18 protein-coding genes and 2 tRNA genes are annotated in these 18,892 nt (G+C 46.4%); 8 read left to right on the top strand and 12 right to left on the bottom strand.

Annotated features, from left to right (window positions below):
• From A4E54_RS08350 to A4E54_RS08310, 9 genes are all read right to left on the bottom strand, one after another.
• Positions 1-67, bottom strand: a tRNA-Tyr gene (locus A4E54_RS08350).
• Between the two features lie 52 nt (positions 68-119).
• Positions 120-194: transfer RNA gene (locus tag A4E54_RS08345), tRNA-Val, on the bottom strand.
• Positions 195-277: 83 nt separating this feature from the next.
• A complete protein-coding gene (locus A4E54_RS08340) occupies positions 278-1,414 on the bottom strand; it encodes a D-alanyl-D-alanine carboxypeptidase family protein (RefSeq protein ID WP_240084609.1) in 1,137 nt (378 codons plus the stop codon).
• 149 nt (positions 1,415-1,563) lie between these two features.
• Complete coding sequence (locus tag A4E54_RS08335; protein WP_240084610.1) at positions 1,564-2,205, bottom strand: coenzyme F420-0:L-glutamate ligase; 642 nt, start codon at positions 2,203-2,205, stop codon at positions 1,564-1,566.
• Positions 2,202-3,125, bottom strand: coding sequence for an N-acetylmuramoyl-L-alanine amidase family protein (locus A4E54_RS08330; protein WP_240084611.1), 924 nt, complete (start codon positions 3,123-3,125; stop codon positions 2,202-2,204). The genes A4E54_RS08335 and A4E54_RS08330 overlap by 4 nt, the downstream gene beginning before the upstream one ends.
• A 73-nt stretch (positions 3,126-3,198) precedes the next feature.
• On the bottom strand, positions 3,199-3,807 hold the full coding sequence (locus A4E54_RS08325; RefSeq protein WP_282442383.1) for a phosphatase PAP2 family protein: 609 nt from the start codon (positions 3,805-3,807) through the stop codon (positions 3,199-3,201).
• Positions 3,789-4,334: a DedA family protein gene (locus tag A4E54_RS08320; RefSeq protein ID WP_240084624.1), complete on the bottom strand. Its 546-nt coding sequence runs from the start codon at positions 4,332-4,334 to the stop codon at positions 3,789-3,791. Before A4E54_RS08320 ends, A4E54_RS08325 begins: the two co-directional genes overlap by 19 nt.
• 88 nt (positions 4,335-4,422) lie before the next feature.
• Positions 4,423-5,904 carry a DUF7986 domain-containing protein gene (locus tag A4E54_RS08315; RefSeq protein ID WP_240084612.1) on the bottom strand — a complete coding sequence of 494 codons (1,482 nt, stop codon included), beginning with the start codon at positions 5,902-5,904 and terminating at the stop codon, positions 4,423-4,425.
• 64 nt (positions 5,905-5,968) lie between these two features.
• Positions 5,969-7,459, bottom strand: a complete 1,491-nt coding sequence (locus A4E54_RS08310; RefSeq protein ID WP_286725562.1) for a S41 family peptidase — start codon at positions 7,457-7,459, stop codon at positions 5,969-5,971.
• Positions 7,460-7,668: 209 nt separating this feature from the next.
• Between A4E54_RS08310 and polA the strand changes: the two genes are divergently transcribed.
• Genes polA through A4E54_RS08290 form a run of 4 tightly spaced genes read left to right on the top strand, consistent with a single transcriptional unit; the run spans position 7,669 to position 12,521 of the window.
• Positions 7,669-10,341, top strand: coding sequence for a DNA polymerase I (gene polA, locus A4E54_RS08305; protein ID WP_240084614.1), 2,673 nt, complete (start codon positions 7,669-7,671; stop codon positions 10,339-10,341).
• Positions 10,342-10,390: 49 nt separating this feature from the next.
• Complete coding sequence (mutM, locus tag A4E54_RS08300; RefSeq protein ID WP_240084615.1) at positions 10,391-11,218, top strand: DNA-formamidopyrimidine glycosylase; 828 nt, start codon at positions 10,391-10,393, stop codon at positions 11,216-11,218.
• A 51-nt stretch (positions 11,219-11,269) separates the two neighbouring features.
• On the top strand, positions 11,270-11,899 hold the full coding sequence (coaE, locus tag A4E54_RS08295) for a dephospho-CoA kinase (RefSeq protein ID WP_240084616.1): 630 nt from the start codon (positions 11,270-11,272) through the stop codon (positions 11,897-11,899).
• Between the two features lie 40 nt (positions 11,900-11,939).
• Positions 11,940-12,521: a lytic transglycosylase domain-containing protein gene (locus A4E54_RS08290; RefSeq protein ID WP_502687932.1), complete on the top strand. Its 582-nt coding sequence runs from the start codon at positions 11,940-11,942 to the stop codon at positions 12,519-12,521.
• 12 nt (positions 12,522-12,533) lie between these two features.
• Here A4E54_RS08290 and mnmL read toward each other — a convergent pair whose 3' ends face one another.
• Positions 12,534-13,487 (bottom strand): tRNA modification radical SAM protein MnmL/YtqA, encoded by a 954-nt coding sequence (gene mnmL, locus A4E54_RS08285; RefSeq protein ID WP_240084617.1) that lies wholly within the window; start codon positions 13,485-13,487, stop codon positions 12,534-12,536.
• A 183-nt stretch (positions 13,488-13,670) separates the two neighbouring features.
• On the opposite strand from mnmL, the gene A4E54_RS08280 reads away from it, so the two are divergent.
• Positions 13,671-14,348 (top strand): phosphatidylserine decarboxylase family protein, encoded by a 678-nt coding sequence (locus A4E54_RS08280; RefSeq protein WP_282442384.1) that lies wholly within the window; start codon positions 13,671-13,673, stop codon positions 14,346-14,348.
• A gap of 62 nt (positions 14,349-14,410) precedes the next feature.
• Complete coding sequence (gene pssA, locus A4E54_RS08275; RefSeq protein ID WP_240084619.1) at positions 14,411-14,896, top strand: CDP-diacylglycerol--serine O-phosphatidyltransferase; 486 nt, start codon at positions 14,411-14,413, stop codon at positions 14,894-14,896.
• Positions 14,897-14,905: 9 nt separating this feature from the next.
• Here pssA and A4E54_RS08270 read toward each other — a convergent pair whose 3' ends face one another.
• A complete protein-coding gene (locus A4E54_RS08270; protein ID WP_240084620.1) occupies positions 14,906-15,637 on the bottom strand; it encodes a hypothetical protein in 732 nt (243 codons plus the stop codon).
• A 579-nt stretch (positions 15,638-16,216) separates the two neighbouring features.
• Here A4E54_RS08270 and trpD point away from each other — a divergent pair.
• The gene (gene trpD, locus A4E54_RS08265) at positions 16,217-17,233 is read left to right on the top strand and encodes an anthranilate phosphoribosyltransferase (RefSeq protein WP_286725555.1); all 1,017 of its coding nucleotides are present in this window, start codon (positions 16,217-16,219) and stop codon (positions 17,231-17,233) included.
• An 87-nt stretch (positions 17,234-17,320) separates the two neighbouring features.
• The gene (aroF, locus tag A4E54_RS08260; protein WP_286725552.1) at positions 17,321-18,343 is read left to right on the top strand and encodes a 3-deoxy-7-phosphoheptulonate synthase; all 1,023 of its coding nucleotides are present in this window, start codon (positions 17,321-17,323) and stop codon (positions 18,341-18,343) included.
• 49 nt (positions 18,344-18,392) lie between these two features.
• Here aroF and A4E54_RS08255 read toward each other — a convergent pair.
• On the bottom strand, positions 18,393-18,892 hold a 500-nt coding region (locus A4E54_RS08255), incomplete at its 5' end, for a YjgB family protein (protein ID WP_286725550.1).

Genomic DNA, 18,892 nt, shown 5'->3' with positions numbered 1-18,892 from the left:
GGCTGGATTCGAACCAGCGAAGTCGTCGACGGCAGATTTACAGTCTGCTCCCTTTAGCCACTCGGGAACCCCTCCGGATTGTCACTTGCCACGGCATACCGTTATTCAGTTATGAAAGTTGGTGGGCGGGATAAGAATTGAACTTACGACCTTCTGCGTGTCAAGCAGACGTTCTCCCACTGAACTACCCGCCCATTAGTAATCATTTTGACAGATAGCTATGAAAATGTCAAGCTGTTATGCAAGATAGAATACCATAGCTATTTTCCGCATATTTTTAATGATTAATAAAGAGCTTGTCCCAAACCTGCCTGTGCCATCCTTTTCTGAAGACATCGGCGCCCGCCACTAGATTTACGCGACCTAGTTCCTGGCTTCTATAAGTATAGACTACTTCGCCTAACTTCTGGCCCTTTTTTATCGGCGCGGCCAACGGCTCATTAATATTCAGCCGTTTTTCCAGTTTAGAAAGCTCATCCGGGTCCATGCGGACTTGCAGTTCTTCTCCAGCTACCGCTTCAACTGCCGGAGTGACACCGCCTTCGACAGCGGGATTCGCTACAACTTGTCCTGAAGTTATGATCGATAACGGCCTAATTACGGTGAAACCATAATCGAACATCTTGGCACAATCCTGATAGCGGTTGTCACTATGCAGCGCGACAGCTATCAAGCGGCGGCCGTCTCTAGTGGAAGATGCGATCAGGCAGTTGCCGGCCATTGATGTGGTGCCGGTCTTCACTCCGTCCACCCCTTCGTATCCACCGGTAAGCAAGCGGTTGGTATTAGCAATTTTTTCTTCCCTTTGAGCTGGTTCAACCCACCTAACTGTTGTTTCCCTGGTTTGAACCAATTCATTAAACTTCGGGTTGCCTAAAGCGTACCTCGTTAGTACCGCCAGGTCGTAAGCAGTTGTATAGTGATTTGGATCGTGGTAGCCATTTGTATTGGCAAATCTGGTTCCAAACAGCCCTAATACCCCCGCCTTCTTGTTCATCATTGCAATAAAACGGTCATGACTGCCGCCCACATGCTCAGCTATGGCCACGGTGGAGTCATTGGCCGAACAAACAAGCGCCGCTTTCAACAATTCTCCAAGAGTAATTTTTTCGCCCTTTCTGAGTTCAATGATAGAACCCTCTGAGACAGCGGCAGCCATTCCCCTAACTGTAACGACATCGTTTAAATCACTGTTTTCTAAAGCTATCACTGCCGTCATAATCTTCGTGAGGCTGGCCGGTTCGCGCCTTACCATATGATTTTTGGCGAAATAAATCTGCCCGGTCTCAACATCAAGCAGCACGGCGGCAGCCGCGGTGACCCTGGGAAAATCCGCATATGCCGCGCCAGGTAAAATTGTCAATATAATCGCAGCTATAACAACAAAAACTTTGCGGTGCAAGCGCGTCGCCATATTTCACCCCCTCGTAAGTTTCCTGCCAACAAAAAACCGCCGGTGCGGTTTTAAAACTATTATTTCAAAAATTTTTGCCGTTATTCAAACAAAGATTCAACGATCAAAAAAAGCCCGTCAAAACAACGGGCCGGCGCTTAAGTCTATTTTTATGGATTGCTCTTAGCCATTTTAAAAACAATGATCGGCGTTTGTTGGTCATCATTACCAAAAGGATTGTCTTCCAGGTCTTTAATCAGGCTATCCCGGTCAACTCCCTCCGAGGCGGCTAGAATATCGACTTTTCTTATGTCATTCACGTCAGTAATGACAGCTTCCGTACCTGTGGCATCCTTGATCCTATTTACCAGATCGTGCGGGTTTTTAGGCCCGAGAATAATGTGCTTCTCGAATGGCCACATCGTCCCGGCCACATCATCGATCTGCGCTAACTGACGGCCGGCTACCCGGTAAAAATCTCCTCTCCGGTGGATAATTCTGCCAATAGCCGCTGCTAAGGCGCCTAACACGATCCGGGTTCTGCCAACTTCCCGGATCGCCAGCTGCATTGCCTGAGGCGTGGCAAGACTCCCGTCTTTCCCGGGAAAAAGACACAAGAACTTTGCCAATAGACCGGGCTTGACGGTATCCGGCAAAATAGCCCTGCCCTGTGAGATCGCTACCACGCTTTCCGCCATGGCTATTATATCGCCGTGTTCAGCGACTTTACCCGTATATCTGCGTACAATATCAACCATATCATCTTTTTCGGTGATTACATGTGTTCTGATTGGAATCCTGCCTAAAATCACAATACCACCTCATTCAGCGGGCCGTCAGCGGCAAAATAATTTTTTACCCCGATAAAAATGCCTTCCGCCGCTTTTTTATGGATGGTGGGACTGCGTAAAAGTCCTTCTTCAACCCAATTGGTTATCGTCACTACTTCCACTTCCACACCGGGAATATTGCCGGGGATGACCAATTCCGGATATTCTTTGAGACCTCTGTTTTTTACTTTCAACTTTTTTATCAATTCTTTATTAATCATGCCGGCTATGGCGCGGCTGTTGCCGCACGATGATTTGTAGCGCACTGAGGCGCCGCTTACTTTACTGTTCTTAGTGGAGTAGGTGTGAATGCCTATAAATAGATCAGCCTTTTCCTTCAACGCCAGCCCATACCGTTTTTTAACCGGTATGTCTTCATCACCCGCCCTGGTCAGAACAACCTCGGCTTCAACCTTGTTAAATAAATCAGCTAATATTCGTGCGATTAATACCACAACATTTTTTTCCACCAGGTTAACCGGACCTTTTCCTCCCCAATCCTTTCCCCCGTGCCCGGGGTCGATAACAATCCTTTTATTCTTCATCAGATCTGTCAAAAAAGCGCGGCCCAGAACAACTGTGGTTCTCGCCGGGATGCCCATAGTCTCCACTATACTATATTCATAAGGATGTTCGGCAATTATTCGCACCACCGCTTCACCCGCGCCTGTTTGCTCTAATACTATCTCCCTGACCAAACCGTCATTAACTTCAATTGAGCCCTCCGGCATATTAGCCGCGACACCGGTAGATTGCAAGAGCAGATCATTTCCCACCCTACTGACGACATGCTTGAATATATCGGTGGCTTCTATCACAACTTTGGTCGACAGGCCGCCGCTCTCGCTTTCCACTACCTTTGACCAGATGTTGGTTATTCTTGCCAGTTTCCGGGAAGACAATGGCCGACTCCCCCTATAATTAAAGTATATGTAAATATTCTATGTCTTTTATGACAATAGAATTCAGCAAGAATTAATATTTACGCCAGTTTTCCTGCCGCCAGCCTCTATTTTTTAAAAGTACTTGTTTTTCGTATTTCAAGACTATGGCGCCGCAAGCCAACCCCAGCAAAGAACCGGCCAGGACATCAAGCGGATAATGAACACCGACATAAACTCTGGAAAAAGCCATGGCGAAGGCCAGCAAGATGAAAAACCAGGCCAAGCCTGGTAATTTTCGCTTTAGCACAAGCCAAGCCGCAAACGCGTTAGCCGTATGCTCCGACGGAAACGAATAGGAGTGGAGCGGACTCACCAGCAGTTCCACACCCGGTAAAGTTACAAAAGGTCTGGGCCTCTGAAAAAGGTGTTTAAAACACTCACCCGTTAGGTAGCTGGCAATCACCGCAACCAGCATCAAAAAAGCCGCTTTTCTTGTCGCCGGTCTCCCTGCAGCAAACAAGAGCAGGCTGAATATGATCCAGATCAACCCTACTTCACCCGCGTTGCTGAGAAAAGGCATCAATTTATCTAAAACGGAGTTGTGGAGGGTATGGTTAACCAGGTTAAAGTATTCCAAATCCACGTCTTTAATAAAAGATAATATTTTATCGCACACTTCTATCACCGTTTTTTGCGCCAAAAGTAAAAAATTATCGCCAATATGCCAAGAACCACAACAACATCCAGGCGGTGGAACCAATACTCAATCGCTTTCCAGTTTTGACCGAGTTTTAACCCGATATAAACAAGCAGCAGGCTCCACGGGAGCGAACCCAAAAAAGAATATATCAGAAACTTGTTGAAATTCATCTTGGCAATTCCGGCCGGCAGTGAAATAAAGGTTCTCACAATAGGCATCAGGCGGGTAAAAAAAACTGTCGCCTCACCGTATTGTTCAAACCATTTTTCAGCCACCGCCAGGTGCTTCATGGAGAAACCAAAAAAACGCCCGTACTTGGACAGGAATGGCCTTCCGCCCCGCATGCCGAGATAATATGAAAAAGCCGAACCCACCATGCCTCCGATCGTCCCCGCCATTACCGTCACAAAGAAATCCAGCCTCCCCGTCGAGACGAGATATCCGCCAAAAGGCAGAATCACTTCACTAGGCAGGGGAATATTGGCGCTTTCGATAGCCATTCCAATAGCGATTGCCCAGTATCCCATGGCTGATATTGCATTTGTAATGGCTGTTAAAACTTCTTCAATCAACCCAGTCAGGAGTGCTCCCTCCTCAGGAATAAGTTTATCCGTATTATATAAGGCGGTTATGCCCCCTGATTCCTTTCAAAGGCAGTTTTTTTGTAGAATAACGCTTGTCATAAGCCACCAGCTCTAATGACTGGCATAGACGTCTGTATTTTAGCGAGATCGTAGAAGAAGCGACGCCATATTGGCCCGCCAAATCTTGCTGCTTTAATTCCTCTTCCTTTTCCAACCTGGTAAAAGCATATATCACCACTGCCGCCCAAACGGCTGTTTTCCGAATAGAGGGTTGTTCTTTTGAGCAATAATCAAACCAAAGTTTCACAGCTCCTCTCTGCTGCTTAACATCATATCCGCGCGCTTCCAGCCCTTCCTTGACACATACCGCCACAACAGCGTAACCAGGTTCAGGCCAGGGAAAAGTTTCCGCGACGGCTTCCGTCGTTAAATCCGCCTGAGAATGAATCTCACCAGCGTCCTCCATGATAATTTCCTTAAAACTGGATAAAAAGAGTTTCTTTCCCGCAGATAATATCTTGGGCGAGCCAGTTGTGAGCACAATGGACCGCGGTGTTAAAATTATATTTCCTAATACCCGGCGCAGCCCGTTGAACCGGCGGGATTCACCAAGCCAGGCGGCTGACACGTGTTCGGATACCCCTGTCCGGTCTTTTAATTCTTGAGTAATAATAAATTCATCGGAGCATTTAATATACTTTAACAGTACCCGCCAGTCCTTCAAAGTAAACGTTATTCTAAATTGATTCCTCTTCATGCCGGCAGTATCGCTGTTAATCCAGGTATTATCAGTTCCCAATTCCATGACCCAAGCATTTATTTTATGGGAGCGTTCTTTTAAGTAGGCGTTCCAACCTCTGCCCCCTTTCATCTTATTGTTACAGTAATCCTCGTGGTCTTGATAAAGCCGCTTTAACAGCGGTTCCTTGCACCAATCAGGCAATGCCAGGCCGCTTGTGGAAAACTCGTATTCTTCACCAACTTTGAGAACCCTCATCAATAAGATATTACCGGATTTAATCTCAGTCGCCGCGTTAATATCATGAACCACTAACTTCTTGCGGCTTAAGAGATCTTTTATTACAAGCCCTTTGCCGGGCAACACCACATGAACCTCATACAGGGAAATACGTGAACGGGCCCATTCTTTCAACAAAATATTTTCATAATCGCTCAAAGGATGCGAGTACTCTTCCTGGAATTTTTCTATAATTGTCGCTCCCCTTGAAATATAAAAATCAAAGATAAACCACTCAAAACAACGTTCCATCGTAAAATCATCGTCATGCAGCATCAATCTTTGATCCATACAACCCAGATACATATCCTGGGCACGGGCCGCGTCCCAGGCGAAAGAAGGTTGATCGGCAAATTCACCCAATTTGCGGCGCAATTCCTGGCCTGCCCGCCGCCATCTGATCTGGTCGAGCGAACAACAGGCTTTGCTTTCACCGCAGCATTTTTCATAGGGCTTTCCACTGCCGCACGGACATGATTTTTTATTTCCGGGCACTTTATAACACCCCCTTCATAAATTATGCCGGTGTAGCAATTATTTTTGACCAGAGCTATTATATTTAATTCTTGGAAGCGGTTATTTTTTCAATCGAAAGTTTATTTTTCGCCGTTTCGCAATTAATACCGAAAATATTTAGATCGGAAAGAGGAATAAATGTCTCTCCCTCTTCAATTTTCAGCGGCTCCAAACCTGTTGTCACCTTTCCGTTGACAACGACCTGCCCATCCTGCGTACCGAAGAGCACATTAGAGCCGTACCCAGTTATTCTAACACTATTGTTAGAAGTTTGCCAGTCAACTTTATATCCTAACGCCTCAAAAACAAACCGCAGCGGAAGGTAAATAATGCCATTTTTTTGCCAAAACGTTTGTCTGATTTGCACAGGTATCCCGTTGACTAGCACTTCTGATTTTTCGGTATCAAAGTCTACCACATTCTTTTCAGACGGTTTTAACAATCTCCGCGCCGCAACCAGCTGCAGTCCGGGGGTGAGCACCTGATAATCCGGGCTTAAACCGATTCCATTGACAACCTTGTCGCTGGGGGTGTGATATTTAGCGATGGTTACTTTCAAGGCTCCTCCTGAACTAAGCGGGACAACTGTCTGAACGGTGCCTTTTCCGTAAGTCGCACTACCGATCAAGGTGGCCACATGGTAGTCCTGAAGAGCGCCCGCCAATATCTCCGAGGCACTGGCACTATTATGGTCGACTAAAATCACCGTAGGCATTCCCAGGCCGATTGCCTCGCCTTCGGTACGATATTCTTGGCGTTCCCCGTTTTTGTCAATGGTGCTTGTGATCAACTGGCCTGACTCAACAAAATTACTGGCAATCCGCACAGCTTGGTCAAGCATGCCGCCCGGGTTATCCCTGAGGTCCATTATCAGAGCAGTCACGCCTTGCTGCTTCAGTTTTGTCAGCGCTTTATTAAACTCGCTCGCGGTATTTGCCCCAAATTTGTTTAGACTTATATAACCGGTGCCGTCATCAAAAACCTGAGAGATTACCGTCGGCGTGTTAATATTAGCGCGGACAAGCTCCAGTTCAAAATCTTCGGCGCCATTCCTTCTGATAGTTAATTTGACCTTTGTCCCCGCCGGTCCGCGAATTTTTTGCACAACCGTTTCTAACGGCTCGTCAAAAACATCAATTCCGTCCACTTTGACGATCTGATCATTAAGCTTAATCCCGGCTTTCTCCGCGGGAGCGTTTTCAATCACCCCCATCACCTCGGGAAAATGCTCACCTGGTTGTAATTGAATACCCACACCAACGAATTCGCTGTCAAATGAACTCTTAAATTCCTTCAGCATCTCCGGGGGCAAGTATTCAGTATAAGGATCATTCAGGGAATTAATCAGCCCATCTATCGCCCCTTGGACAAGAGTATCCGAATTGGGGCTGCTAACGTGCAGGCGCTCGATATTGTCAAGTATTTCTTCAAAAGTTTCCATCCCAACGGCAGGGTTATCATACGCGAGGACCGGCCCGGCAAGACAACACATAAAAAATAAAACAAAAGCAAATAAAAAGGAAAGCTTACGCAAATACGATCACCTCGATTTTTTATTATGGGTTTAATTCGCCCTTGCTGACTAAAGTCCTGCAAATTTTTAGTCAGATCAACCTGCCCCTGGCATTTATTCAGGACACTTGTTTTTTACTTAGTTTGTTAAACTGTATATATCGGAGCAGGTATTTTGCGCTCACGCGGTGAAATACTAAGTGAGTACATCCAAGGCAGGTGTCGACGCGCATGTCTCAAGAAACCATTATGCTTATTGACGGCAACAGCCTGGTACACCGGGCTTTTCACGCAATACCGCCGCTGTCCACAAGCGCGGGGCTGCCAACCAACGCCGTTTACGGCTTTACCAGCATGCTGTTAAAGCTCCTGGCCAAAGAAAGGCCGGGGAGAATTGCCGTGGCTTTCGATATTGGCAAGAAAACCTTCCGCCACAATGATTACAACCAGTACAAGGCGCATCGCAGCCCCACGCCGGGCGATTTACAGCGCCAGTTTTCGGTTGTGAAAGAAGTGCTTCACGCCATGCGCATTAATATTTTTGAAAGCGAGGGCTATGAAGCCGACGACCTGATTGGAACATTATCGGCAAAGGCTGAACTCACCGGTTTAAACACTCTAATCATAACAGGGGACCGTGATATCCTGCAGCTCATCTCACCAACAACCAGGGTTATGCTGACAAAAAAAGGTATCAGCGAGATTGATGAGTATGATGAAGGGAAATTCTGGGACAAATACGGAATTACCCCGCGACAACTCGTGGACCTAAAAGGAATGACCGGCGATCCTTCAGATAACGTGCCCGGTATCACGGGCATTGGAGAAAAAACCGCAGTCAGGCTTCTAAGGGAGTATGGCAGTTTAGCGGAAATAATTGCCCACGCTGACGAACTCACCGGCCGCACCGGGCAGCTATTCAAAGAATCCGGCCAACAAGCGGAATTTTCCAAACAGCTTGTTACTATCCGCCGTGATGTGCCGGTTGAAGTCAACCTGGAGCAATGCCGCTGGGTGGGACCTGATTATAAAGAACTCCTGGAATTATTGAAAAAACTTGAATTTAATAAATTGATTAAATCAATTTACTTTGCAGACAATGATGGCAAGGGTGACAATGAACTGAGAGGCAGAAACCGTTCGCGGCAAAACGCCGCTCAAGTGCTGCCGAAATCAAACCTGGAAACCTATTCCGTCGCATGCCGGAGTCTGGACAACCCGTCCACACTTAGCACTTTTTTAAAAAAAGTCAGAATGGCCGGACAAGTGTCAATGGCCCTTGCCGGCAACCCTAACTCCGGTGTCGCCGCGGCCGGCTTTGCAATTGCAGGGGACACAGCTTATTTCCTGAATATGTCCGGAGCAGCCGTTGCCCCGGAAAAAGCGTTCGAGACGCTTAAAACCGTCTGTGAAGATTCAACGATAAAGAAATACTGCCACAACGGAAAAGACATCATCAAGATCCTGCATTGTCACAATTTCAAATTAAGAAACCTAGCCTTCGACACCATGATCGCCTCCTATTTGCTCAACCCCGCCATCCCCAACCGGGAACTTGAGAACGTTTCATTAGAGTATCTTAACGTGATCCTCCCCGGGGGTGATGAAGCGCTGCCTGCCCGGGCTGATTGCGTCAACCGTTTAGCCGGAATTTTAAACGACAAGCTGAAGCTGCAGGAACAAGACAGACTTTTTTATGACGTGGAATTACCGCTGGCCCAGGTACTCGGAGAGATGGAAATCAACGGTGTGGCCGTCGACAAAATCCAGCTTGAGTCCATGTCCAAGACTCTGGGGGAACTGATAGAAGAGCTGGCCGGTGAAATTTATAACCTGGCTGGATGCAAGTTTAATATTAATTCTTCCAAGCAACTCGGCAAAATATTGTTTGATGATTTAAAACTACCGGTAATTAAGAAAACAAAGACCGGGTATTCTACTGACGCGGGAGTGTTGGAAGAACTGGCGGCCGCCCACAGTTTGGTTGCGAAAGTGCTGGAGTACCGCCAGTTGATGAAACTCAAATCCACTTATACCGACGGCCTCGCCGCCTTGATTAATCCCGATACCGGGCGGTTGCATACCTCTTTTCACCAAACGGTGACCGCCACCGGGAGGCTGTCGAGTTCGGATCCAAATCTCCAAAACATACCGATACGCCTTGAGCAAGGCAGATTAATCCGCAAGGTATTCATTCCCTGCCGGGGGGAGAATCTATTGCTCACGGCGGACTACTCCCAGATCGAGCTGCGCATACTTGCTCATATAAGCGGCGACCCGGTATTGATTGAAGCGTTTAAAAAAGGGGAAGATATACATACACGCACGGCGGCGGAAATCTTCTTAATCCCCCCTGAAGAAGTAACACGTGAAACCCGCAGAAGAGCTAAGGCGGTAAATTTTGGGATTGTCTACGGCTTAAGCGACTTCGGGCTGGCCAGAGATATTAAAGTAGGACGCCAGGAAGCGAGACAATACATCGAAAACTATTTTTCCCGTTATGCCGGAGTGAAGTGCTATATTGACCGGGTGATCAAAGAAGCGCGTGAAACCGGGTTTGTAACCACACTTTTAAATAGACGGCGCTACCTTCCAGACCTGTTCAGTTCCAACCGGAATATACGCCATGCCGGTGAGCGCACCGCGGTAAACACGCCGATACAAGGCAGCGCGGCGGATATCATTAAGCTCGCCATGATCAACATAAATAGGGAAATCACCGAGCACGGATTAAAAGCAAGAATGATCCTACAGGTGCACGATGAGTTGATTTTTGATACGCCGCGTGAAGAAGTCGCGCAACTAAAGCAGTTAGTTAAACGATGCATGGAAAACGCTTTTGTGTTGGACGTGCCGCTGGACGTTGTGATAAAAGTCGGGCCAAACTGGTATGACGTAAAGTAGCCCCTGACTTCTGGGCAGTATAAAAATCAACATTTGAAGGGATGAAAAAATGCCGGAATTGCCTGAAGTAGAAACAATTATGCGGACACTGCAGCCCAAGTTGACCGGGTTGAAGTTTATCGACGCGCAGATAATGCTTCCTAAAATTATCCGCACACCAGACATTGATGAATTCAAGGAAAAGATTACCGGCAAAAAAATATTAAAGATAAACAGGCGCGGTAAATATTTGCTGTTTATCTTAAGTGACGGGCTTAATTTAGTGTTTCACTTGCGTATGACCGGCAGCCTGGTGTATTGTCAGCAAAACGAGTCCCTGTCCAAGTATACCCACATAATCCTGGTTCTCAATAACGGCTTTCACCTGCGCTATGCCGATATGCGGCAATTTGGCCGGATCTGGCTGCTTCCGGCCTCCTCCATGAACGACCTCACCGGGTACAAAAACTTGGGAATAGAACCTTTGGAAGCGGTTTTTACTCTGAGCTATTTAAAGAAAGAGTTAAAAAGGCGACATGTTCGCATCAAATCGCTGCTGCTCGATCAAACCTTTATAGCGGGTCTGGGCAACATCTATACCGACGAGGTGCTGCACCGGGCTGAAATAAATCCGGAACGCCTGGCAAACACCCTCACCCCGCGGGAAATAACACGCCTCTATCATGCCGTTCGCGATGTTCTTCAGGAGGGAATTGAAAACAGGGGGACAACGGTGCGGGATTTCATTGACGGGAATGGACGGCCCGGCGGTTATCAAAAGCTCTTAAGAGTTTACCACAGGGAAGGCAAACCCTGCCGCTGCTGCGGCCAAAACATAGTGCGGAAAAAAATTGGCGGGCGCAGTACATACTTTTGCCCGGCCTGTCAGAAAATTTAGTTTTGCAGGTGCGCGGTTTAACGAAGATTATTTTGGGGGAGGTAATCAATATTGTTAATTATCGGACTTACCGGAAATATAGGAAGCGGCAAGAGCACCGTGAGCCGTTACCTCGAAAGCCTGGGCTCCACGGTAATTGACGCTGATCAGGTCGCGCGGGAAATTGTTCAGCCCGGTTCCCCCGCTCTTAAAGAAATTGTCAGGGTTTTTGGTACCCGCGTCTTAAACAGTGAAGGCGCACTCGATCGCAAAAAGATGGGGTCAATTGTATTTACCGACCCTGATGCCAGGGTCAAGTTAAACGGGATCACTCATCCACGCATAGTGGAGGCGATCGAAAAAGAAAAGCTCAAACTCAACAATCTTCCCGGTTCCCGTGACAAACTGCTGGTCATTGACGCTCCCCTTTTGATTGAAGCCGGGCTGCATAAAAGTGTGGACGAGATATGGGTGGTGAAAGTAGATGATCAGAAACAGATTGAACGGCTTATTGAGCGGGACGGTCTGAGCGATGAAGAAGCAAAAAAACGCGTAGCGGCTCAAATGCCCCAAGCAGAAAAGCTGAAATATGCCAGGCGGGTCATTGATAACAACGGTTCGCCGGAAGAGACAAAAAGACAAATCGATCGCCACCTGGCCGATTCAAAAAAAGAACATTATCAAGAAGCAGATCAAATATAACTTAAGTATAAGCGTTAATTCTGTTCGCGGAGTGATAGTTTTGACCGCTGCCTTGCGCAAAAGGTTTAACAGCGGGAGGATCAAACGCAGAATATATTTCCTCCTGTTGGTATTGTTAATTTTATTCAATTTCGATTATATTGCCAGGATTTTCTACCAATTCCCATACCAGGACACCACATATTTCTACGCGGATAAATACCACGTAGACCCCTTTCTGCTAGCGGCGATAATGAAAACAGAAAGCGATTTTAACAACCAGGCCGTCTCGGACAAAGGCGCCCGCGGTTTAATGCAGATCATGCCCGAAACCGGCCAGTGGATAGTTCACCAGATGGGTGAACCGGCAATCAGTATGGAAAAATTATTAGATCCGGAAACCAGTATTAAGCTCGGGGCATGGTATATCGCAGATCTTGGGAAAGAATTCAACGGCGACACCGTACTTATCCTGGCCGCTTACAACGGCGGGCGGGGCAACGTCGAGGATTGGCTTGACCGGAAGGAGCTAAGAGGCGGTGGGGAAAGAATTGAGCAAATACCATTTCCGGAAACACGCTTTTATGTGCGGAAAGTACTGTTATATCAACAAATATATCGCTATCTATACAATACGCGGTAAAAACTCGCGCGGCTAAAACATACCTTTCAGCGCCTTTCCGTTCAAGTAATCAAATTTCTTGCCCTGGTAAATATTATTTTCTTCCATGTAGTCTTCGATCTTTTTTTTCACCAGCCACCAGCTGACCCCCCAGTTGCAGAACAACGTGTTATCTTTCGGCCCCTTGCCCACCAGGCGCTGGATTACTATTTCCGGATCAAGATGCTCTAAAAAACAGGCTACTCTTTGGATATAATCCTGCATAGAAATGATTTCAAGCCGGCCTTTTTGGTACATGTCACCGAGAGGAGTACCCCCCACCACATAGAGGGAATGCAGTTTGGCATATTCCACCCGCAGAGCGGAAAGGACCTTGGCGTTTTCTACAGCGTCCTGATGATTATCCCAGGGCAAATTAAGAATCAAGTGGGCACAGACCGCAAAATTCCTGGTTTTGATCCGGTTAACAGCATCAATGAATTCAGCCAGGGTGTGCCCCCGGTTAACCAGCGCCAAGGTATGATAATTAACCGTTTGCAGGCCAAGTTCAATGTTCACGTCAATTCCTTTATCAATACTTACTTCCTGCAGAAAGTCCAGGTAATGCTCATTAACGCAATCCGGTCTGGTTGAAATAGATATTGCTACTAAGTCATCGGCGGTTATCGCTTCCAGAACATTATCCCGGAAACGCTTAAAAGGCAAATAAGTATTGGTAAAAGCCTGGAAATACACGATAAATTTTTTAGCTTGAAAACGCTTGCTGAAATATGCCTTGTTCTCTTCCAGTTGACGTCTTACTGAAAATGTATTAGACAGACAATCAAAGCCGGAGCCCTGCTCATCGCAAAAAACACATCCGCCTTCTCCCACCTTGCCGTCCCTATTCGGGCACGTACCCGGCAGGTTAACCGGGAGTTTATATACCTTTTCCCCGTATTTTTTCATCAGATGATTAGAGTAACGGTTGTAGAGGGCTGTATTCATGGTTTACCTTATCCATATCTTTTTTCTACCATTCTATCACAGCCTGTTTCTTAAATAAAATTTATATATACAAAGAGTAGAACAACCTTAGTTCTTGCAATGAACGGCCTTACAGGTTATCATTATTTAAGTGTATGCTCAACAAGCTGGTTAACTTAAATGGTAAAGGAGAACGTTTAAGAATTGACTAATAGGAATCAATCTGAGAATATATTCGCGAGAACTGCTGTCAGCCTTCGATTAGCTTGGCATTATCTATTGATCCTAACCGCGTCGTTCGCGTACCTGTACCGTGATATTCCAATAATTTCTCCTATTCCAGCATTACTGTTTGTTTTTGTGCTATTTTTCTTTCGCAATCCAAAAAGAAACATACCAGAGGATAAAAACCTGATTCTTTCACCGGCGGACGGCATAATCCTTGAAATAGAAGAAACCTTTGAAGATAAATTTATAATGGACAAAACTATCCGGGTGGCAATCTTTTTGTCTATTTTTAATGTGCATATTAACCGCTCGCCATTAAAAGGAGAAGTCAAATACAGGCATTATCGTCCTGGAAAATTCATACCGGCTTTCAAAAGCCACGCCTCGGAAATCAATGAAAAAAATTTCATCGGCATTGAAAGCAACGGCTTTAAAATAATGGTTTGCCAAATAACCGGATTTATCGCCCGCAGGATAAAATGCTGGGTTAATGAAGGAAATGTTTTATCTGCCGGGGATATCATCGGCATTATCAAATTTGGTTCCGGTAATGAACTATTTCTCCCGCCCGGCACAAAGATACTCGTTAAAAAAGGTGAACGCGTCAAGGCAGGAGAAACCGTGATAGGGATACTGCCCGACGAGATTCTATAAACTGGAACAACCCATTTATCCTTCAAAGATAAGACAGGGGTGAATACGTGAGCAGGATTGAAATGGCACCAAATATATGTACCGCGGCCAATTTACTGTTAGGCGTCGTAGCCCTGGCCAACACTCTAAACCATAACTACACTCTGAGCACTATCTTGATCATTTTGGCGGCTTTGCTGGATCGTTTCGATGGAATGCTGGCTCGCCGGTATAACGCGGTATCAGCGTTTGGCAAAGAATTTGATTCTCTGGCTGATCTGGTTTCTTTCGGAGTAGCGCCGGCCGCCCTGATGTACAGCTCCATGGCGGGAAATTGGAGCTTGGCGGGATTGGTATGTTTTTGTATTTTTACGCTGTGCGGGGGTTTAAGGCTGGCCAGGTATAACGTGACGTGCACATCCTCCTTTTTCCAGGGTCTTCCCATTACTGTTTGCGGAACCGCACTGGCTGTAATGGTTTTGCTTGTACCCAACCATATGGTAATATTGGCTGCCAGTTTTATTCTGGCGCTGGCTATGATCAGCACGATACGCATACCCAAAATTTAGAAAAAAGCTTTAAAGTAAAGCTTTAATATTATTTTTTACCATGCCGGAAGTAGTATTAAAAAATTCGTTTAAGTCTAAAATCACTTTTTCCGCCGCGACATTGATTAACTTTGCGACCTTTTTCACATCAATCTCCACATGATGTCTATACTGCATCTGTATATAGTATTTTTTAGCCAGCGATTCAGCGGTAGCCCTTTCTATTTCAACAAACCCGGCAAACTTTTCAACCCGTCGCGCAAAATTAAGGCTATTTTTTCCCCAGAGTTCTTGAAGTATTTCATCAACGTCATTGATTAGACCTCTGTTATAAAGCGCGGTTTTAATTCTTTCGCTATAATAGTCCGTTGAACTGATGATAGTTTCCACGCCCATTTCAATAATATTATGAGCTTTCCACCATCCCATTTCCGCAGGGATATCGCACGCTTCCACTGTCTGCGCAATAAAGGATCTTGCTTTTTCAAAGCAATATCCTTTTTCATAATCCAGATATTTCTCATCTCCGTAATAGTCCAAGCCCTTTGGCTCAAACCCGTGAGTAGATACAGCCTTCCCCAAATCCAGTATTAAATCATCCTTGCCGGCAAAATTGTATATTTCCACACCCTTGCTATGAGCCTCATAGTGGCTAAAATCCTTCCCGACAAGCATATCCGGCAATATACTTCCTAAAGTAACAATATCCCCCTGCTTTCCCAGTACAGTCTCGGCAAAATATACATGAGTTTGCGGGTACAACTGATTGCCCTCCATAAATTTTTTATACGAGCAAAAAAACCAAACAATCAACTGACTATTGGTAAAGTAAGTCTAACTCAAATCTTTTCTGATTACAATAGGTTTTACATTCATTCTACAAAGTCTGTCTTTAACCGTCTCAAAATCTGTGATACGAACAATCTGAAATACCAAAACTTGTTATCAGCCTGCATATAAAGGAAAATACAGCCACAGAATAATTCCTGGCTGCATTTTCCTTTATATTTCTTATACTTTTAAGTCTTATACTTTTAAGCATTTATGTTTAATACCCTTCAGCTTCTATATGCTGATTAGGCCCATTCTTAACTTCTATAAATGGAAACGCCGTCGCCGGCAACAAATACATTGGTGTAATGTTTTAAACTATTGACAGAAGTATGGGAAGGGCTTATATTTTATTTAATAATTAAATATTAGCTGAGACAGATGAGATGAGTTAATAGATTAGCTTTAGCGGAGCTTGGCTAGATGCGCATAGACCAGGGCTTGCTTAGGCTCTGGTTTTTTTATACCTAAACACACTTATTTATATTATTTTTTCAAGGAGGAAAAAAGATGATTCAAAAAGCAATACAGGAAGCGCTTAATGGAAAAGACCTTGATTTTGAAACCGCCAAAGTGGTTATGAAGGAAATGATGGAAGGAACAGCCACTCAGGCGCAGATGGGCGCCTTGCTCGCGGCGCTGCGGATGAAGGGAGAAACGGTGGAAGAAATTACCGCCTGCGCTACCGTCATGCGTGAAAAGGGGCTGAAAATCAAACCTGTGCGCAATGTCATCGACATTGTCGGAACAGGCGGCGACGAAACTGGCACCTTCAACATTTCCACCACGTCCGCCTTTGTGGTGGCGGCCGGCGGCATTCCCGTGGCAAAACACGGCAACCGCGGCGTATCCAGTAAAAGCGGCGCGGCTGATGTGCTGGAGTGTCTTGGGATCAACCTTAATCTGACCCCCGAGCAGAATGAAAAAATACTGGCGCAGAGCAACATCTGTTTTATGTTCGCACCGGTCTATCATTCTTCCATGAAATACGCGGCACCGGTACGCAGGGAAATGGGAGTGCGCACCATCTTCAACGTATTGGGCCCGCTGTCCAATCCGGCGGGAGCCACCATGCAGCTGATGGGTGTGTACGACCGCACGCTGGTGGAACCGCTTGCACAGGTGCTTGCCAACCTTGGCGTAGTCCGCGGCTTGGCGGTCAGCGGCAGTGACGGCATGGACGAGGTGACCCTCACCGGGGAAACCCACGTCTGCGAAATTCGCCATGGCGAACTGACTAGCTACGATATCACCCCTGAAGAGTTTGGGTTCAGCCGCTGTCAACTGCAGGATCTGGCCGGCGGCACACCTGAAGACAACACCCGGATTACCCGGGACATCCTGACCGGCAAAGAGAAGGGAGCCAAGCGGGACGTGGTGGTGCTCAACGCGGCAATGGCACTTTATCTAGGTATTGACAACTGCACTGTGGGAGATTGTGTCAGGATAGCCCAGGAACTGATCGACAACGGAAAAGCCGTAGCCAAACTTGATGAATTTTGCAAACTAACAAATGAAGTGGCTTAAATGATGCATACTACCATTGCAGCAGCCGCCCGTGCCGGGATAAAGCGGATGGAAGCGGCAGTTTCAGGAAGGGAGATTTAACGGCAAATGGTATTTGTATTAAAACCGGGGGTATCACAACAAGAGATCGAGCGGTTTATACAGAAAATTGAATCCTGGGGCTTTCAAACTTTTTTAAGCACCGGCACCGAGCATACGGTAATCTGTCTGATCGGCAACACTGCCACAATCGATTTGGACTCAGTTGTCCAGATGAACGACATTATAGAGTATGGCAAGCGCGTTACGGAACCCTACAAAGCGGTTAACAGAACAGTCCATCCTGAGGACACGATGGTTAACGCCGGAAATGTGCCCATCGGTAACGGAATGTTTCAAGTAATATCCGGGCCCTGTTCGGTGGAAAGCGAAGAACAGATTATTGAGGTGGCCAAGTCAGTAAAAGCCAGCGGCGCCACCATGCTGAGGGGCGGAGCCTTTAAACCGCGCACTTCACCTTATGCCTTTATGGGACTGGGCAAGGAGGGACTCCAGCTGCTGCTGGCGGCCAAGAGAGAAACCGGCTTGCCTATTGTTACCGAGGTAATGAATCAGACACAACTGCCTTTGTTCGAGGACATTGACGTGCTCCAGGTCGGCGCCAGAAATATGCAGAACTTCGATTTGCTGAGGGAAGTGGGGCGATACAATAAGCCTGTCCTTCTTAAAAGAGGCCTTGCCAATACGCTGGAGGAGCTCCTGATGAGTGCCGAATACATCATGTCCGAAGGAAACAGCCAGGTCATCCTTTGCGAGAGAGGGATACGCACTTTTGAAACCTCCACACGCAACACCTTGGACCTGTCTGCCGTTCCACTCCTAAAGCAGAAAACTCATCTTCCGGTTATTGTAGACCCCAGTCATGCTGCCGGCATTCGGGCACTGGTGGCGCCGCTGGCGCGGGCCGCGGTAGCGGTAGGTGCCGACGGCTTAATGATTGAAACCCATAACGATCCCGCCCAGGCCCGGAGCGATGGGGCTCAATCCCTAAATCTGGCGCAGTTTAAGGTTTTGATGGAGGATCTGAAACGCCGGATTGAATTTGAGAGAAAGCATACCGGAACGGCATGACTTCTCTAGCTTCCATGAATTTGATACAGCGCCGCTTTGTAGGTTATTATCAATATTTTATCCCCGGGTCATCAGCCATAAAATTAACAGTTCCCTCTGGATAAAAAACGTTATAATGACTTATTTGAGGATCAGGATTTTGCTGAGTGGCTTTAGGAAATATAAATAATAACTGGTATTTCTCTCCGGCTTTATAAACCAGCATATCTTCATCAACAAAGCTATGAGCGTTTTCTGGTGTTCCCAGAACATCTTTTACTTTGGACATTGCAACTTGTTTTATGCTGTCATCGTATGACCTTACATCGAAAATCTGTGAGCCTTTGTTAAACCCAAAAACCACACTGTGCTTTAAATAAGTGGCATACGTCCCTTTCGCGGCAGAAACATAATCGGCCTTATCCGGCTCTCCCCATTTCTCCTTTACGGTATCTATGACAGTGGTTTCAGCAGGAAATTCACAGTTAATGCCTTTTCCTTGTTGGGCTGACAGCATAATCTGATTCAACATGGCTGCTTGTAAATCATTTTTTTGTTCTGAACCTGAAA

Origin of the sequence: Pelotomaculum sp. PtaB.Bin117 (assembly GCF_002067195.1) — a bacterium.
GTDB classification, from domain to species: Bacteria; Bacillota; Desulfotomaculia; order Desulfotomaculales; family Pelotomaculaceae; genus Pelotomaculum_D; species Pelotomaculum_D terephthalicicum.
Note: the sequence above shows the minus strand (reverse complement) of the source record. Positions and strands in the feature narration are given on the sequence as shown.

What these genes read in the sequence shown, in the direction of transcription:
- A4E54_RS08340 (WP_240084609.1), bottom strand. Translation starts at nt 1,414, where the DNA reads ATGGCGACGCGCTTGCACCGCAAAGTTTTTGTTGTTATAGCTGCGATT.
- A4E54_RS08320 (WP_240084624.1), bottom strand. Translation starts at nt 4,334, where the DNA reads ATGGGATACTGGGCAATCGCTATTGGAATGGCTATCGAAAGCGCCAAT.
- polA (WP_240084614.1), top strand. Translation starts at nt 7,669, where the DNA reads ATGTCTCAAGAAACCATTATGCTTATTGACGGCAACAGCCTGGTACAC.
- mutM (WP_240084615.1), top strand. Translation starts at nt 10,391, where the DNA reads ATGCCGGAATTGCCTGAAGTAGAAACAATTATGCGGACACTGCAGCCC.
- mnmL (WP_240084617.1), bottom strand. Translation starts at nt 13,487, where the DNA reads ATGAATACAGCCCTCTACAACCGTTACTCTAATCATCTGATGAAAAAA.
- pssA (WP_240084619.1), top strand. Translation starts at nt 14,411, where the DNA reads ATGGCACCAAATATATGTACCGCGGCCAATTTACTGTTAGGCGTCGTA.
- trpD (WP_286725555.1), top strand. Translation starts at nt 16,217, where the DNA reads ATGATTCAAAAAGCAATACAGGAAGCGCTTAATGGAAAAGACCTTGAT.
- aroF (WP_286725552.1), top strand. Translation starts at nt 17,321, where the DNA reads ATGGTATTTGTATTAAAACCGGGGGTATCACAACAAGAGATCGAGCGG.